Source organism: Streptomyces sp. TSRI0107, from assembly GCF_001905845.1.
Classification (GTDB): Bacteria; Actinomycetota; Actinomycetes; order Streptomycetales; family Streptomycetaceae; genus Streptomyces.
Window position 1 is genome coordinate 282,689 of record NZ_LIVZ01000011.1, and the last position, 16,415, is coordinate 299,103.

At 72.3% G+C, this 16,415-nt stretch carries 18 protein-coding genes and 1 pseudogene; 10 read left to right on the forward strand and 9 right to left on the reverse strand.

The features are described from left to right. Positions 1-39 precede the first annotated feature (39 nt). Positions 40-222, forward strand: a complete 183-nt coding sequence (locus AMK31_RS28850) for a hypothetical protein (RefSeq protein WP_073943599.1) — start codon at positions 40-42, stop codon at positions 220-222. A 251-nt stretch (positions 223-473) separates the two neighbouring features. On the opposite strand, the gene AMK31_RS28855 is transcribed toward AMK31_RS28850, so the two are convergent. From AMK31_RS28855 to AMK31_RS28865, 3 genes are all read right to left on the reverse strand, one after another. Then, complete coding sequence (locus AMK31_RS28855) at positions 474-1,295, reverse strand: hypothetical protein (protein ID WP_073943600.1); 822 nt, start codon at positions 1,293-1,295, stop codon at positions 474-476. 138 nt (positions 1,296-1,433) lie between these two features. Next, positions 1,434-1,730 carry a hypothetical protein gene (locus AMK31_RS28860; RefSeq protein WP_073943601.1) on the reverse strand — a complete coding sequence of 99 codons (297 nt, stop codon included), beginning with the start codon at positions 1,728-1,730 and terminating at the stop codon, positions 1,434-1,436. Positions 1,731-1,883: 153 nt separating this feature from the next. After that, positions 1,884-2,408, reverse strand: coding sequence for a PadR family transcriptional regulator (locus AMK31_RS28865; RefSeq protein ID WP_073943602.1), 525 nt, complete (start codon positions 2,406-2,408; stop codon positions 1,884-1,886). 145 nt (positions 2,409-2,553) lie between these two features. Here AMK31_RS28865 and AMK31_RS28870 point away from each other — a divergent pair, with 145 nt between their 5' ends. Then, complete coding sequence (locus AMK31_RS28870) at positions 2,554-3,309, forward strand: alpha/beta fold hydrolase (protein WP_073943603.1); 756 nt, start codon at positions 2,554-2,556, stop codon at positions 3,307-3,309. 4 nt (positions 3,310-3,313) lie between these two features. On the opposite strand, the gene AMK31_RS28875 is transcribed toward AMK31_RS28870, so the two are convergent. After that, positions 3,314-3,913, reverse strand: coding sequence for a class I SAM-dependent methyltransferase (locus tag AMK31_RS28875; RefSeq protein ID WP_073943681.1), 600 nt, complete (start codon positions 3,911-3,913; stop codon positions 3,314-3,316). Between the two features lie 152 nt (positions 3,914-4,065). Here AMK31_RS28875 and AMK31_RS28880 point away from each other — a divergent pair, with 152 nt between their 5' ends. From AMK31_RS28880 to AMK31_RS28900, 5 genes are read left to right on the forward strand one after another with little or no spacing between them, the layout of a single operon-like run. After that, complete coding sequence (locus tag AMK31_RS28880; protein WP_073943604.1) at positions 4,066-4,839, forward strand: MHYT domain-containing protein; 774 nt, start codon at positions 4,066-4,068, stop codon at positions 4,837-4,839. Between the two features lie 33 nt (positions 4,840-4,872). Then, a complete protein-coding gene (locus AMK31_RS28885) occupies positions 4,873-7,377 on the forward strand; it encodes a sensor histidine kinase (protein ID WP_073943605.1) in 2,505 nt (834 codons plus the stop codon). Then, the gene (locus AMK31_RS28890; RefSeq protein WP_073943606.1) at positions 7,374-7,805 is read left to right on the forward strand and encodes a roadblock/LC7 domain-containing protein; all 432 of its coding nucleotides are present in this window, start codon (positions 7,374-7,376) and stop codon (positions 7,803-7,805) included. Before AMK31_RS28885 ends, AMK31_RS28890 begins: the two co-directional genes overlap by 4 nt. A 22-nt stretch (positions 7,806-7,827) precedes the next feature. Next, positions 7,828-8,277, forward strand: coding sequence for a DUF742 domain-containing protein (locus tag AMK31_RS28895; RefSeq protein ID WP_073943607.1), 450 nt, complete (start codon positions 7,828-7,830; stop codon positions 8,275-8,277). Between the two features lie 46 nt (positions 8,278-8,323). After that, complete coding sequence (locus AMK31_RS28900) at positions 8,324-8,929, forward strand: GTP-binding protein (RefSeq protein ID WP_073943608.1); 606 nt, start codon at positions 8,324-8,326, stop codon at positions 8,927-8,929. Between the two features lie 27 nt (positions 8,930-8,956). On the opposite strand, the gene AMK31_RS28905 is transcribed toward AMK31_RS28900, so the two are convergent. Beyond that, positions 8,957-9,385, reverse strand: a complete 429-nt coding sequence (locus tag AMK31_RS28905; RefSeq protein WP_073943609.1) for a PPOX class F420-dependent oxidoreductase — start codon at positions 9,383-9,385, stop codon at positions 8,957-8,959. Positions 9,386-9,478: 93 nt separating this feature from the next. Between AMK31_RS28905 and AMK31_RS28910 the strand changes: the two genes are divergently transcribed. Both AMK31_RS28910 and AMK31_RS28915 read left to right on the forward strand, forming a co-directional pair. Continuing rightward, positions 9,479-9,892 (forward strand): roadblock/LC7 domain-containing protein, encoded by a 414-nt coding sequence (locus tag AMK31_RS28910; RefSeq protein WP_073943610.1) that lies wholly within the window; start codon positions 9,479-9,481, stop codon positions 9,890-9,892. A gap of 126 nt (positions 9,893-10,018) precedes the next feature. Continuing rightward, complete coding sequence (locus AMK31_RS28915; protein ID WP_073943611.1) at positions 10,019-10,963, forward strand: DUF6397 family protein; 945 nt, start codon at positions 10,019-10,021, stop codon at positions 10,961-10,963. 1 nt (position 10,964) lies between these two features. On the opposite strand, the gene AMK31_RS28920 is transcribed toward AMK31_RS28915, so the two are convergent. Further along, a complete protein-coding gene (locus tag AMK31_RS28920; protein ID WP_073943612.1) occupies positions 10,965-11,831 on the reverse strand; it encodes an acyl-CoA thioesterase in 867 nt (288 codons plus the stop codon). Between the two features lie 19 nt (positions 11,832-11,850). Continuing rightward, positions 11,851-14,364: a DEAD/DEAH box helicase gene (locus AMK31_RS28925; RefSeq protein ID WP_073943613.1), complete on the reverse strand. Its 2,514-nt coding sequence runs from the start codon at positions 14,362-14,364 to the stop codon at positions 11,851-11,853. 145 nt (positions 14,365-14,509) lie between these two features. Between AMK31_RS28925 and AMK31_RS28930 the strand changes: the two are divergent. Then, positions 14,510-15,301: pseudogene (locus AMK31_RS28930) on the forward strand (metal-dependent hydrolase); the annotation flags it as partial. A gap of 38 nt (positions 15,302-15,339) precedes the next feature. Here the strand turns inward: AMK31_RS28930 and AMK31_RS28935 are convergent. Further along, positions 15,340-15,597: a type B 50S ribosomal protein L31 gene (locus tag AMK31_RS28935; protein WP_073943614.1), complete on the reverse strand. Its 258-nt coding sequence runs from the start codon at positions 15,595-15,597 to the stop codon at positions 15,340-15,342. Positions 15,598-15,672: 75 nt separating this feature from the next. Further along, on the reverse strand, positions 15,673-16,143 hold the full coding sequence (locus tag AMK31_RS28940) for a DUF5709 domain-containing protein (protein ID WP_073943615.1): 471 nt from the start codon (positions 16,141-16,143) through the stop codon (positions 15,673-15,675). Between the last annotated feature and the right edge of the window lie 272 nt (positions 16,144-16,415).

Consider the following 16,415-nt stretch of genomic DNA (forward strand, 5'->3'; position numbering starts at 1 on the left):
CAGCAGAGAGCGGCAGTGGCCGCGAAGGAGGCGACACACATGTCGAAGAACGCGAAGATCGCCGCAGGGGGTGTGGCGGCCGGTCTCATTCTGCTGATCTGGTTGCCCTGGTGGGCCGCGCTGCTGATCGTGCTGGGCGTCCCGGCCGCCGCGTACCTCGCCCTGGACCCGTCACAGCGGCGCCGGCTGCGCCGCGTCACCCGCAAGGAGCTCGGCCGCTAGGGGGTGTCTCGTCGATCATGCCGGGCTCGCGGCGTCTGGCACCGCGCCTCGCCGCGTTGTCGTCGGTCCCCGATGCGCCGCATCGGCTCCCTCCTCCGCCTTGCGATGCACGGCACCAGACGCCGCTCCCTGATCCGGCCTGATCGACGAGACGCCCCCTAGGGGGCGCCCGCGCCTCCGTGAAGCCGGTTGACCTCAGTGGGACACCCACCCGCCGGGCCGCGGCACGCGCCGTGGCCCGGCCCGGCCGCTCAGGTCGGCCGTACGGCCATCTTGTCCAGCGCCTCCAGCAGCCCCGGCAGCTCCGGACCGCGTCCCACCGGCAGGACTTCCCCGGGCGCCTCGTCGAGCAGCACGAACGCGATGTCGTCGGTCCTGGCCACCATCGACCAGCCGGGGCCGTCGGCGCGCAGCGTCCGCGCGTCGCCCGGCGCGAAGGACGAGCGGACCCGGCCGAGCGGCGGCGGGGTGTCCACGTACGCGCGTGCCTCGGCCAGCACACGCCGCACACCGGCCCGCCCGGTGCCCGCCTCGGCTCCCTCCCCGGCCTCGCCGGCGCCGGCCGTGACGAACTCGGCGTCGTCGATCTGCTCCCGCCACTGCGCCCACTGGAGCGCGATCTCGTCTGCGCCGAGGCGGCGCTGGGCGGGACCCCAGACATCGGTGTCCGGGGGCGCCAGCGGGCGACGGTCGTCGACCGAGGGATCGGGGTCGTGCGGCGCGGGCACACCGGGCGCCGACACGGCGACCGCCAGGGGCCAGCCGGGCAGCGCCGCGACCACACTGCGCTCGTCCGGCGACAGGTCGTACTCCATGCCGCAGTCCCAGGAGGCGATCGCGACGGCCACCAGGGACACGTCGTCGGTGACCGCGGTCCACCGCGCGCCGTCGCCGTCCTGGCCCAGCACCAGGCCGTACCCGTCGGCGAGCGGGGCGAGGCCGAGCGCCGCGCAGGCCTCCGGGTAGTCGTCGCCCAGCACGCTCGGGAACTTCGCCGGTGTCAGCAGCACCGCTGTGAGCACATACAGCGCGTCGTCCGTGGCGGTGACGGCGTACTCGTCCGTTCCGGCCATCACAGCCTCCCCAGGGGTTTGTCCCAACGGCGCGCACCGTAGTGCGACCGAGAGCCCCTTGTCACGACTCCGTCGGCCGCGCGGAGCTGCGGTGATCCGGTGGAGACCGGACGAATCAACCACCCGGGGCGACCCGCCTCAGGCCGCAGGCAGCCCGAGGAGGTCTCGGGCGACGGCCTGTGGCGACTCGCCGCGCTCCCGCGCGAGGGCGATCACGGCCCGGCACGCCAGCTCGTTCACCCCGAACGACAACGCCTCCGGCGACACCCAGCCCGCCGCCTCGTCGACCCGGTCCTGGTCGTCCTCGGCGTTGGCCGCCACATAGACGGCGGCCGCCTCGAAGAGGTTGTGCGTCCGTGCGTCACGGGTGGCGGCCCGCTCCTCCCGCCCCGCACCGCGAAATCTGCTCCAGGACTCCCGCATCTTGCCGAACATGCCGACCGCCTTCCCCCTGTGAGGTCTCGTCGCTGATCGTACAAACGTTGCCCTTCAACGTAGAGTTGAAGCTTCGGCGGCAGAAGAGGAAGGGCGCAGGGACGGCGCGGTGAAGCGCTTCGGACCGGCGTCGCCCCGGGTGGTGCGCAGGGGTCAGTCGCCGAGTGATTCCAGGGTGGCGCGCAGCCAGCCGAGTTCGGCCCGCGAGGTGGCGCGGGCGATGGTCAGGATGCCCTGCCGGAACGGGTCGTCCAGTTCCTCCGCGGCGAGCGGCCGGTCACCGTCGTAGAAGAAGCTCGCGGGCTCCTCCAGGAAGGCAAGTCTGCGGCGCAGTACTGCCGCCTGGGCGCCGGCGTCGTCCAGGTGGCGGAGGAAGGCGAGCACCGTGAACCAGCGGTTCTCGTCGGTGATGTCACGCCGGGTGGGCTCGGCGAGCCTGCGGCGCAGTTCCCACTTGCCCTTGTCGGTCAGCGACAGCACATGCCGGGGCGCGGCCACCGATCCGGGTTCGGTGGCCCGTTCCAGGAGGCCCGCCTGTTCCAGGCGCTTGATCGCGGGGTACAGCGTGCTCTCCGCGACCGGCCGCACGTGGCCCGTCAGCGCTGTGATGCGTTTGCGCAGCTCATAGCCGTGCAGCGGGGTGTCGTAAAGAAATCCGAGGATGGCCAGCTCCAGCATGGCGGCATTCTCGCGCACTCCAATCCCGCTGTACATCTGATCTGGAGTACTACCCCTGAGTCATACCCCGGCTTCTCTATACCTCGTAACCGATGTATGTTCCTGGGTGAGCCGACAACGACGGTGGATCAATGAGGGAGGCGCCATGCGGCAAGCCGAGTTCGACGGTGAGGGCAGCCGGATCCGGTGGACGGAGACACCGGGGGCGGAACCCGCGCGGGTGTACGTCCACGGGCTCGGCTCGGCCTCCGCCGCCTATCACGCCCATATCGCGGCCCGGCCGGAACTCGCGGGCCGGCGCAGCCTCTTCGTCGACCTGCCCGGGCACGGCATCAGCGACCGGCCCGCCGGCTTCGGTTACAGCCTCGAGGAGCACGCCGCCGCCCTCGCGGCCGCACTCGACGCCGCGGGCGTGGGCGGCGCCGAACTGATCGCGCACAGCATGGGCGGCGCCGTCGCCCTGGTGCTGGCCCACCGGCGGCCCGACCTCGTCTCCCGGCTGGTCCTCACCGAAGCCAACCTCGACGCCTTCCCGCCACCCACCGCGGGCAGCAGCGGAATCGCCTCCTATGAGGAGGACGATTTCGTCGACGGCGGGTACGCGCGCGTGCTGGAGAAAGTGGGTCCCCTGTGGGCGTCGACCATGCGGCACGCCGACCCGCGCGCCCTGCATCGCAGCGCCGTCGGACTGCGCCGCGGATCGCAGCCCATGATGCGCGCCATCCTGGAGGAACTGACCGTCGACCGCGTCTACTTGCAGGGCGAGCTGAGCGGGGAGCTCGACGGGCGGCGGACGCTGGAGGCCGCCGGGGTACGCGTCGTGACCGTGCCCGGAGCCGGGCACAACGTCATGTTCGACAACCCCGACGCCTTCGCGGCGGCGGTCGCCGGGCGGATGTGAGGGCTCAGCCCTCGCGATCGGCGAGGACCAGGAACCGGGCGTCCTCGTCGACGTACGACGTCATCCGCCACCCCGAACCGGCGAGCAGGGGCCGGAGATTGGGCTCCGCGCGGAGGTCGTCCGGGGTGATCCGCCGCCCGTGGCGGGCCGCCAGCGCCGCGCGGCCGATCGGATGGAACAGGGCGAGCCGGCCCCCGGGGCGCACGACACGCGCGAGCTCCCGCAGATTCGCGGCAGGATCGGGCAGATGGGCGATGAGGCCCGCCGCGAAGACCGCGTCCAGCGCCTCGGCCCGCAGCGGCAGGGCGGCCACGTCCGCGAGCAGCAGCAGCCCGTCCCGGCCTCTGCCCGCCCGTACGGCCGCCTGGAGCATCGCCGGGGTCAGGTCGGCCCCGAGCACCACTCCGGACGGCCCGACGGCCGCCCTCAGCGGCGGCAGGGCGCGTCCGGTGCCGCAGCCCGCGTCGAGGACGCGGTCGCCCGCGCGCAGTCCCAGCTCGGCGACCGCGGCCGCGTAGGCCGGGCCGTCGTCGGGGAAGCGGCTGTCCCAGTCGGCGGCGCGGGCGGTGAAGAACTCCTGGACGTGCGTACGGTCGTCGCTCATGTTCCGCATGATCCCTCACCGGCACGGATGACGTCGCGGTGTGCATGTTCGAGCTGGACGCGATCGTTCAGGTACCTCTGTGTGTCATATTCCAACAGCTTTCGAAATGCGCCCCCTTCGTGCGCCTGTGCCCCGGCTAGCGTCCCGGGGCCATGGGACACCTGGACCACGCCGCCTTCGGCTGGCTGACCCCCGTGCTGTCGTACGCCATGGCCTGCGTAGGCGCCGCCCTCGGGCTGCGCTGCACCGTGCGCGCCCTCGGTGCCACCGGGCGCTCGCGCCGCAACTGGCTGATCACCGCCGCCTCCGCCATCGGCACCGGCATCTGGACCATGCACTTCGTGGCCATGCTGGGCTTCCGCGTCAGCGGCACCGAGATCCGCTACGACGTCGCACCGACCGTGCTCAGCCTGCTGGTGGCCATGATCGTCGTCTGCGCCGGCGTCTTCGCGGTCGGCTACGGCCGTGACCGCACCCGCGCCCTCCTGCTCGGCGGACTCACCACCGGACTGGGCGTGGCCAGCATGCACTACCTGGGCATGGCCGCCGTACGACTGCACGGTGACGTGACCTACGACCCGGTGCTCGTCGGCCTCTCCGTGCTGATCGCCGTCGTCGCGGCGACGGCGGCCCTCTGGGCGGCGCTCAACATCAAGGCGCCCGCCGCGGTCACCGTCGCCTCCCTCGTCATGGGCGCGGCGGTCAGCAGCATGCACTACACCGGCATGCTCGCGGTCCAGGTGCGGGTCACGCCCGCCGGCGATCCGCTGCCCGGGGCCACGGCGATGCAGTTCGTCTTCCCCCTCGCCGTCGGCCTCGGGTCCTATCTCTTCCTGACCTCGGCATTCGTCGCTCTGTCGCCGACGGCGGGGGAGCGCGAGGCCTCCGCCTCCGCACAGCGACCGGTCGAGACCGCTGCCCGCTGAACCGCCCGAACCCCCTTGCCGAGGCAGGAGGCCATGCCTACATCCCGAAGGACCCCGACGGCCGGCGCCGAGACCCCCCGGCCCGCGGTGCGCGGCCGCCGCGCGCACGCCGGCCCACCGGCGGACGAGGGCCCGGACGCCGCCGGCATACCGGCGGACCGCGCGGGCACGCGTGACACACGCTGGCGGATACGGCCCCGTACCGTTCGCGCCAAGATCATCTGCCTGCTGATGGTGCCCGTCGTGTCGCTGCTGGCGCTGTGGGCGTACGCCACCGTCACCACCGCCCAGGACATCTCCCGGCTGCGCCAGCTGCAGCGCGTCGACGCCGAGGTCCGCACCCCCGTCGCGGACGCCGTCGCCGCCCTTCAGGCCGAGCGTGCCGCCGCCGTGCGGTACGCGACCGACCCGTCGGCCGGCGGGAGGGGCGACCTGGACCGGCTCGCGGAACACACCGACCGCGCGGTGGCGAGACTCCGCCTCGGCGAGCGGGGAACCGTCGCCGACGGCCAGGAACTGCCCGCCGAGGTCGCCCGACGCCTCGTCGCGTTCGTCACCGAGGCCGGGGAGCTGCGCCCGCTGCGCACCGCCGTGCTCGACCACCGCACCGGCTGGAACGAGACGTACGAGCGGTACACCGAGACCATCGCGCACGCCTTCGGCGTGACCGGCGCGCTCACCGGAGTCCAGGACGCCGAACTCGGTTCCGACGCGCGCGTGCTGCTGGAGTTCTCCCGCGCGGGCGAGGCCCTGGCGCAGGAGGACGTCCTGCTGGCGAGCGCCCGCCTCGCCGACGGACTCACCGGAGAGCGGCTGCGGCTGTTCACCGGCGCCGTCGACACCCGGCGCACCCTCACCGAGGCCGCCGTCGCCGACCTGCGCGGCGACGAACGCACCGCCTGGCTCGACCTCGCCGAAGGCGCCGACTACGCCGCCGTGGGCGCTCTGGAGGACCGGGTCCTGGCCAGCAGCGCGGGCGCCCGCGCGGTCGCGGCGGCACCGGAAGCCGCCTGGCAGAAGGCGCACGGGCACGTCCAGGACGGTATGCGGACCATCGAGCGCGACGCGGCGCGCGGCGTCGCCGACCGCGCCGACCCGTTCACCCGCGGCCTGCTCACCCCGGCCGGAGCCGCCGTCCTCCTCGGCCTCGCGGCCGTCGCCGCCTCCCTCGTCATCTCGGTGCGCATCGGCCGCGGCCTCGTCGTCGAACTGGTCAGCCTGCGCAACGGCGCCCTGGAGATCGCCCGCCGCAAACTCCCCGAGGCGATGCTGAGACTGCGGGCCGGCGAGGAGATCGACATCCGCGCGGAGGCCCCGCCCGGACCACCCGCCGAGGACGAGACCGGACAGGTCGCCGAGGCACTGGGCACCGTGCACCGCGCGGCGCTGCGGGCCGCTGTCGAACGCGCCGAACTCGCCAGCGGCATCTCCGGCGTCTTCGTCAACCTCGCCCGCCGCAGCCAGGTCCTCGTCCACCGGCAGCTGAGCCTCCTGGACAGCATGGAACGCCGCTCCGACGACCCCGACGAGCTGAGCGACCTGTTCCGGCTCGACCACCTCACCACCCGCATGCGGCGGCACGCCGAGAGCCTGATCATCCTCTCCGGCGCCGCCCCCGGCAGGGCCTGGCGCATGCCGGTGTCCCTGACCAACGTGGTCCGCGCGGCCGTGTCCGAGATCGAGGACTACGCGCGCGTGGAGGTACGGCAACTCCCCGAGGCGTCCGTCATCGGCGCCGCCGTCGCCGACCTCACCCACCTCCTCGCCGAGATCATCGAGAACGCCGCCCAGTTCTCGCCGCCCCACACGCGCGTGCGGGTCACCGGCGAACCCGTCGGCAACGGATACGCCGTCGAGGTCGAGGACCGCGGCCTGGGCATGGGCCCGGAGACCCTGGCCGAGGCCAACCGCCGTATCGAGCAGTCGGAGGCGCTGGACCTGTTCGACAGCGACCGGCTCGGCCTCTTCGTGGTCAGCAGGCTCGCGGCACGGCACGACATCAAGGTCCACCTGCGGACCTCGCCCTACGGCGGCACCACGGCCGTCGTCCTGCTGCCGAAAGCGCTGTTGCACAACGGCGCGCCGGAACGCGCCCCCGACGAGCCGGCCACCGCGGAACAGGACACCGAACGCGCCTACGCGCGCGTGCCCGACGGCTCGGGCCACCAGGAGGCGTCCGTCCAAGCCGTTCCGGCAACTGCCGACCGGCCCGTGCTGGTGGCCCCAGCCCCCGCCCCGGCCGTGGCGGAGCACAGCCCCGAACCCCCGCCCCCGGGAGTCACCGCCTTGCGCCTGCACCGACCGCCCGACACTCCCGAAAGCCCCGACGACCTCCCCCGCCGGGTACGGCAGACCCATCTCGTCCCCCAACTGCGCGACCGACGCCCCGAGGAACCGGCCCGACCGCCAGGGCCGCACGGCGACGAGACGCGCACCCCGGAACTCGTACGGGACCGCATGACGGCCTACCGCGACGGCTGGGCCCGAGGCGGCGGCCGGCGCCCCGGCCGTGACAGCAGTGAAGGAGACCCCGCATGATCCAGGACCCGAGGGCCGCCCAGCGGTCCGGCGAACTCGACTGGCTGCTCGACGACCTGGTGCTGCGGGTGCACGAGGTACGGCACGCCGTGGTGCTCTCCAACGACGGACTCGCCGTGGGCGCCTCCAGCGACCTGGGCCGCGAGGACGCCGAACACCTCGCCGCGGTCGCCTCCGGCTTCCACAGCCTGGCCAAAGGCGCCGGCCGGCACTTCGGCGTCGGCGGCGTACGCCAGACCATGGTCGAGATGGACGACGCCTTCCTGTTCGTCGCAGCCGCCGGCGACGGCACCTGCCTCGCCGTCATGACCGCCGTGACCGCGGACATCGGCCTCGTCGCCTACGAGATGGCCCGGCTCGTCAAGCGGGTCGGCGAGCACCTGTACACACCACCGCGGGCCTCCGCGCGGCCGCCCGCCGCCGGATGAGCCGAAAGGGCGGTCCGCAGCGATGACCGAGGACACGACCGAGACGACCGACAGGCCCGACAGGCCCGACACGGCCGACGCCCCGAGCGAGCGGGACAGTCAGTGGTACGACCACGAGGCAGGGCCCCTGGTACGTCCGTACGCCATGACCGGCGGGCGCACCAAACCCGGCCCCACAGGGGTCCCCTTCGACCTCATCGCCCTCGTCACGCTCGACCCGGGCGCGGCCGGCCCCGACGGCGACGGCATGCTCGGACCGGAACACCGCGCCCTGATCGAGCTGTGCCGCGCGGAGACCCAGTCGGTCGCCGAACTCGCCGCGGGTGCCGACCTGCCCGTCGGGGTGGTCCGGGTGCTCCTCGGAGACCTGCTGGAACTCGGCCGCGTCACCGTGAGCCGCCCCGTACCCCCCGCGCAGCTGCCCGACGAGCGGATTCTGCGCGAGGTGATCGAAGGACTGCGAGCCCTGTAGACGCACGGTCGTCAGACAATGCCGGCACACCAGAGAGAAGTGATCGATGGTCTCCGATAACTCCGACGCCCTCGGCGGCGACAACACCGCGCTGGCGTTGAAGATACTGGTCGCCGGTGGTTTCGGCGTGGGCAAGACGACCCTGGTGGGCGCGGTCAGCGAGATCCGGCCGCTGCGCACCGAGGAACTGCTCAGCCAGGCCGGACAACTGGTGGACGACACCGACGGAGTGGACCAGAAGGTCACGACGACCGTCGCCATGGACTTCGGCCGCATCACCATCCGGTCGGGACTGTCCCTCTACCTGTTCGGCACACCCGGCCAGGACCGCTTCTGGTTCCTGTGGGACGAGCTGTCGCAGGGCGCCCTCGGCGCCGTCGTCCTCGCCGACACCCGCCGCCTGGAGGACTGCTTCCCCGCGGTGGACTACTTCGAGCACCGGCACATCCCGTTCGTGGTGGCCGTCAACTGCTTCGCGGGCGCCCGCACCTACGGCGGCCACGACGTCTCCCGCGCCCTCGACTTGGACCAGGGCACCCCCGTCGTGCTCTGCGACGCCCGCGACCGCGACTCCGGCAAGGAGGTGCTGATCCGGCTCGTCGAGTACGCCGGGCGGATGCACACCGCCCGGCTGCTCGACTCCGTCAGCTGACCGGAGCGGCGTGGCGAACGGCCGGCGTCACTCGGCCACGCCGCCCTCCGCCAGCACCTTGTCGAGGGTGACCCGCACCAGGACCTCGCCGGGTACGCCGTTGCGCGCTCCGTACTCCTCGGCGCGGTCGTCGCCCATGTACCGCGCTCCGATCCGCGCCGCCCAGTGCCGCAGCTCGTCCAGGTCCTCCGACAGCCGCGCGCGGCCCCGCAGCACCACGTAGGCGAAGGGCGGCCGGTCGTCGTCCACACAGAGGGCGACCCGGCCGTCGCGGGCCAGGTTGCGCCCCTTCACGGTGTCCTTGCCCGTGGTGAACACCACCTCGTCGCCGTCCAGCAGGAACCAGATGGGCGCCACGTGGGGGCTCCCGTCCTCCCGGACGGTCGACAGCTTTCCGGTGCGGGTGCCGTGCGAGACGAACTCCCGCCATTGCGTGTCGGTCATCTTGTGTGCCATGCCGCCATCCTCCTTGCCCGCGCGTCGCTCCTGGGGAAGGCTGGCGGAGAGATCCTCCGGCCAGGGGGAGACATCACACGGGGAGACCGGATCATGGCGCAGAACCGGGGACTTGGCTGGCTGCTGGACGACCTGACCGAGCGCGTCGAACAAGTGCGGCACGCACTGGTCCTGTCCAACGACGGACTGGTGACGGGCGCGAGCACGGGACTGCGGCGAGAGGACGCCGAACATCTGGCCGCCGTCGCGTCCGGACTGCACAGCCTCGCCAAGGGATCGGGCCGCCACTTCGGCGCGGGCGGCGTCCGCCAGACGATGGTGGAGTTCGACGACGCGGTCCTGTTCGTCACCGCCGCGGGCAACGGCAGCTGTCTGTGCGTGCTCAGCGGCGCGGAGGCCGACATCGGCCAGATCGCGTACGAGATGACACTGCTCGTCAACCGGGTCGGAGAACACCTCGGCGTGGACGCCCGCCTACCGGAACGGGCCCCTGCCGTCGACCGCTGACCTGCGCGTTCGACCTCCTCCGCGAAGTTATCCACAGGCTCGCCGCGCTGTCGGCCGTTCCGGATACCTTTGTGTCACCGCGAACGCACGGAGCGTGAGCGGACGACTCCACGGGGGAGACCATCGATGTCAGGCGACACCATCACCACGACGGACCACCTCACCTGGGCACCGGGCCGCGCCGCCCGCGAACTGGGCCTCAAGCGCACCGAGTTCGACCTCGCGGTGCACCTCGGCCGCATCCGCACGGTGCCCGACGAAGGGGGCGGCGGCCTCCGTGTCCCACACGCCGAGATCGACCGGCTGCGCTCGGCGGAGGGCTTCCCCGAAGCGCTCCTCGACAGCCTGCGGACGGTGGGCACACGCGAGGCCGCGGCCGTCATGGGCATCACGGAGACCAGGTTCACCCGCCTCGCACGCCTGGGGCTGGTGGCGCCGGTGCGCTTCTACGTGAACCGCTATCGAGCCTTGGTATGGCTCTATCTGGCCGACGAGCTACGGCAGTTCACCGCAGACGAGGAGAACACCGCGCTGCTGAAGGGCCGCGTACCCGAAGGCCTGCGGGACCAGTTGAACGCCGGGCTCGACCTGCGGCCCCGGAACTGGCGGGGACGGCACCTGGGGTTCCTGCTGCGACAGGCCCACGACCCCTGGGAGCGGGCCGCGGCGCCGGCCGCCCTGCTCGACCCGGTCCAGATCGCGGAACTCGTCAAGGACCCGTACGAACGCGCTCACCTGAACCGCTTCCGGCCGGATCCTCCGGGGCAGAGCACACCGGGCTCTCCCGCCGCCCAGCTCGCCGCGCGGATCGCGACGGCCGACGACCCCGACGAGATCGCCTGGCTGCGCGCCGACCTGACCCAGGCCCTGGCGGAAGCCCGCGAACAGCGACCCGCACCTCGCCCGGCACCACGGCGGACACCGCCCGCGCCCCTCCACCCCGGGCACGAGCCCGACCAGCGCGAGCCGGAACCCGCGTGCGAGCCGGAGCCCGCGTGCGAGCCGGAGCCCGCGTGCGAGCCGGAGCGGCAGCGCGGCCTGCTTCGATGGCTGCGCCGCAGAAGCTCCTGAACTACAGAGCCCGGAACAGCCCCTCCTGGACGACGGACACCAGCAGACGGCCCTGAAGATCGTAGATCCGGCCACGGGCCAGGCCCCGGCCACCCGTCGCGATCGGCGACTCCTGGTCGTACAGGAACCACTCGTCCGCGCGGAACGGCCGGTGGAACCACATCGCGTGGTCCAGCGACGCCATGTCGAAGCCCCGCGGGCCCCACAGCGGCTCGACCGGAATGCGGACGGCGTCCAGGAGGGTCATGTCACTGGCGTAGGTCAGCGCGCAGGTGTGCACCAGCGGATCGTCCCCCAGCGGACCGACCGCCCGCATCCACACCGCGCTGCGCGGCTCGGCCCCCTCGACCTCGTCGGGCGTCCAGCGCAGCCGGTCCACATAGCGGATGTCGAACGGCTGGCGGCGTGCCATCCGCTCCAACTGCTCGGGCAGCGCGCCCAGATGCTCACGGATCTCGTCGACGACCGTCGGCAGAGACTCCGGGACCGGCACCTTCCGGGCCGGCGGCAACTGGTGCTCGAAGCTCCCTTCCTCAGGCTTGTGAAAGGAGGCGGTGAGATTGAAGATCGTGCGGCCCTGCTGCACGGCCGTGACCCGGCGGGTCGTGAACGACCGCCCGTCGCGGACCCGTTCGACCTGGTACACGATCGGCACGCCCGGCCGGCCCGGGCGCAGGAAGTACGCGTGCAACGAGTGCACCGGTCGGTCGCCCTCCGTGGTGCGGCCGGCGGCGACCAGCGCCTGGCCGGCCACCTGGCCGCCGAAGACCCGTTGCAGGGACTCCTCGGGGCTGCGGCCACGGAAGATGTTGACCTCGATCTGCTCAAGGTCGAGCAGGTCGACGAGCCTTTCGGCGGGGTTCGTCATGGGTGTCGTTCTCCTGCGCTCACAGCTGGCCGACGTCGGTGACCCGGACCACCGCGCGGCCCTCGGCGTCGGACGCGGCGAGGTCGATCTCGGCGCTGATGCCCCAGTCGTGGTCGCCGTTCGGGTCGTCGAAGATCTGGCGGACCCGCCACAGGCCGTTCTGCGGCTCCTCCTCGATCAGCAGCAGCTTGGGGCCACGCGCGTTCGGACCGGTACCGAGCTCCTCGTACTCGTCCCAGTACTTGTCCATCGCCTCACCCCAGGCGTCGGCGTCCCAGCCGGCCTCGGCGTCCAGCTCGCCCAGCTCGTCGATCCGGTCCAGGGCGGCCAGCTCGACCCGGCGGAACATCGCGTTGCGGACCAGGACCCGGAAGGCCCGCGCGTTGGTGGTGACCGGCTTGACCTGGTCGGCCTTCTCCTGGGCCTCCTCGGCCGTCATCTCCTCCGGGTTGGCCAGCTGCTCCCACTCGTCGAGCAGGCTGGAGTCGACCTGGCGCACCATCTCGCCCAGCCACTCGATCAGATCCTGGAGGTCCTCGGACTTCAGGTCGTCGGGGACGGTGTGGTCGAGCGCCTTGTAGGCACCGGCCAGGTACCGCAGCACGATGCCCTCGGTGCGCGCCAGCTCGTAGTAGGACACCAGCTCCGTGAAGGACAGCGCCCGCTCGTACATGTCCCGGATCACGGACTTCGGCGACAGCGGATGGTCACCGACCCAGGGGTGGCTCTTGCGGTACGTGTTGTACGCGTGGGAAAGCAGCTCTTCCAGGGGCTTCGGGTAGGTGACGTCCTGGAGGCGCTCCATGCGCTCCTCGTACTCGACGCCGTCCGCCTTCATCGCGGCCACCGCCTCACCACGCGCCTTGTTCTGCTGGGCGACGAGGATTTGCCGCGGGTCGTCCAGCGTGGACTCCACCACGGACACCATGTCCAGCGCGTACGACGGCGACTCCGGGTCCAGCAGCTCGAACGCGGCGAGCGCGAAGGTGGACAGCGGCTGGTTCAGCGCGAAGTCCTGCTGCAGGTCCACGGTGAGGCGCACGATGCGGCCCTCGGCGTCCGGCTCGTCCAGCTTCTCGACGATGCCGCCGTCCAGCAGCGAGCGGTAGATCGCGATCGCGCGCCGGATGTGCCGCAGCTGCTGCTTGCGCGGCTCGTGGTTGTCCTCCAGCAGATGACGCATCGCCTCGAAGGCGTTGCCGGGCCGCGCGATCACCGACAGCAACATGGTGTGCGTCACCCGGAAGCGGGACGTCAGCGGCTCCGGTTCGGAGGCGATCAGCTTCTCGAAGGTGTCCTCCGACCACGCCACGAACCCCTCGGGCGCCTTCTTGCGGACCACCTTGCGGCGCTTCTTCGGGTCGTCGCCTGCCTTGGCGAGCGCCTTCTCGTTCTCGATGACGTGCTCGGGGGCCTGCGCCACCACGAAGCCCGCCGTGTCGAAACCGGCGCGCCCGGCACGGCCCGCGATCTGGTGGAACTCCCGCGCGCGCAGCGTGCGCACCCGGCTGCCGTCGTACTTGGTCAGCGCCGTGAACATCACCGTGCGGATGGGGACGTTGACGCCGACGCCGAGCGTGTCGGTGCCGCAGATGACCTTCAGCAGACCGGCCTGGGCCAGCTTCTCCACCAGACGCCGGTACTTCGGCAGCATGCCGGCGTGATGCACGCCGATCCCGTGCCGCACGTACCGGGAGAGGTTGCGGCCGAACTTCGTGGTGAAGCGGAAGTTGCCGATCAGCTCGGCGATCTGCTCCTTCTCCTCACGCGAGCACATGTTGATGCTCATCAGCGCCTGCGCCCGCTCCACCGCCTGCGCCTGGGTGAAGTGCACGATGTAGACGGGCGCCTGCTGGGTCTGCAGCAGTTCGGTCAGGGTCTCGGTGAGCGGCGTGCGCCGGTACTCGTAGGACAGCGGGACCGGGCGGGTCGCCGAGCGGACCACCGAGGTCGGCCGGCCGGTGCGCCGGGTGAGGTCCTTCTCGAACATCGAGACGTCGCCGAGCGTCGCCGACATCAGGATGAACTGAGCCTGCGGCAGCTCCAGGAGCGGAATCTGCCAGGCCCAGCCGCGGTCCGGCTCCGCGTAGAAGTGGAATTCGTCCATGACGACCTGGCCGACGTCCGCGTGCTTGCCGTCGCGCAGCGCGATCGACGCGAGGACCTCGGCGGTGCAGCAGATGACCGGGGCGTCGGCGTTGACGGACGCGTCGCCGGTCAGCATGCCGACGTTCTCGGTGCCGAACAGCTTGCACAGCTCGAAGAACTTCTCCGAGACCAGCGCCTTGATCGGGGCCGTGTAGAAGGTGACCTCGTCACGGGCGAGCGCGGCGAAGTGGGCACCGGCGGCGATCATGCTCTTGCCGGAGCCGGTGGGCGTCGACACGATCACGTTCGCGCCGGAGACCACCTCGATCAGCGCCTCCTCCTGGTGGGGGTAGAGGGTCAGACCGCGCTCCTGAGTCCACGACTCGAAGGCTTCGTACAGGGCGTCGGGGTCGGCGGTCGGCGGCAGCTGATCGATGAGGGTCACGCCCCCATCTTGCCTGGCCTCCCGCTCGATGCGGGAATCGGATGCCCGTACGAAGATCGCGAACGCTACGCTGTGTCGCCGACGCGGCGTCAGCGCGGCGGGTCAACTGGACAGCGGCACACGAGCAACAGGGCGGGCAACGGCGATGATGGGACCAGCACACTCACTCTCCGGTGCCGCGGCCTGGCTCGGCGTGGGGGCGGCCGCCGCCGCAGCGGGGCACACCATGCCCTGGCCGGTGCTGCTGGCCGGAGCGCTGATCTGCGCCGGGGCCGCTCTCGCCCCCGACCTCGACCACAAGGCGGCGACCATCTCACGCGCCTTCGGCCCCCTCTCACGCGGCCTGTGCGAGATCGTCGACAAGCTGTCGTACGCGGTCTACAAGTCCACCAGGAAGCAGGGGGACCCGCGTCGCTCCGGGGGGCACCGCACGCTGACGCACACCTGGGTGTGGGCGGTGCTGATCGGCGGTGGCGCCTCGGCGCTGGCGATCACCGGCGGGCGCTGGGCGGTGCTGGCGCTGCTTTTCGTGCACATGGTGCTGGCGATCGAGGGGCTGCTGTGGCGGGCGGCCCGGGGATCCAGCAGCGACGTCCTGGTGTGGCTGCTGGCCGCGACCAGCGCGTGGATCCTCGCCGGGGTGCTGGACAAGCCGGGCAACGGGTCGGACTGGCTGTTCACCGGGCCCGGTCAGGAGTACCTGTGGCTGGGGCTGCCGATCGTGCTGGGCGCGCTGGTGCACGACATCGGGGACGCGCTGACCGTCTCGGGCTGCCCGATCCTGTGGCCCATCCCGATCGGGCGCAAGCGCTGGTACCCGGTGGGCCCGCCCAGGGCGATGCGCTTCCGGGCGGGCAGCTGGGTCGAGCTGAAGGTGCTGATGCCGGCGTTCATGCTGCTCGGGGGAGTGGGCGGCGCCGCCGCACTCAACGTCATCCGAGGCGCGCCGCCGCCCGGCGGGCCGACGCGTCCGGCTCAGCTCTGCCCGGTGCTCTCGCCGTAGCGCCGCTCGAAGCGGGCGATGCGGCCCTCCGTGTCCACCGTGCGGGCCTTGCCGGTGTAGAAGGGGTGGCTCTCGGAGGAGATCTCCACGTCCACGACCGGGTAGGTCTCGCCGTCGTCCCAGTCGATGGTCTGGTCGCTGGTCGCCGTGGACCGGGTGAGGAAGGCGTAGCCGGCGGCCCGGTCGCGGAAGACGACGGGGTGGTACTCGGGGTGCTTGTCCTGCTGCATGGCTGCTCCTGGTGGGGCGGTGGCAGGGGAGAGGGGCCGAGGACGGCGGGGGCGGCCGGCCGGTCGGCCGGTCGGTCAGCCGGACAGGGACTCCTCGTCGACGATGTGCACCGCGGCCTCCTCGGCGGAGGCGGCGGCGCCGTCGATACCGACGTCCGTGGCGACCAGCGCGGCCTCCTCGTCCTCGTGCGCGCCTTCGTCGGGGGCGACGAGACGGCCCGAGCGGGCGGCACCGACCTCGTTGTCCAGGAGTTCCCCGTCCGTCTCCGTGCTGTCTCCGAGGCCGTCGCCGTCCGGGGCGGTGAGCTCGGGCTGCTCCTCCGCCAGCCGCTGGTCCAGGGTCTCACCGGCCTGACGTTCGGCCGCCGTGACACCGGTGTGCTCCACGGCCCACGGCCGCTCCGGAGGGGACCAGCCCCGGTCGAGGGGATCCTCGACACCGTCGTACTCGAGGGTGTCCTCCGCGTCGAGCAGCCCGGTGTCCTCGCGCTGGTCGGACGCGTCGGGCTGGTAGACGTCGTCTCCCCATCCGTCGGCGCTGTTCACGGGAACCTCCAGAAGGTGGGGACGGGGTCGTTCTCACCGCGTCGGGCGGCGGACCGCGACCGTCCGTGCCGGGGGCACAGGCTCTGCCCGCCGGGGACCGCGAGCGTGCCCCCGAGCCGGTGCCGCCGCTATCCAGCCTTCCACCCCTGTTCGGAACCGCGCAACGGCAAGGGGCCGGGAGGCGGCCGCCGGGGCTCCAGGACGGTTCCCCGCACGCTCGGCGAGCTGAGGCCGGCCACCCGGTCGGCACGCCGGCCGGCACCGAACGCGGC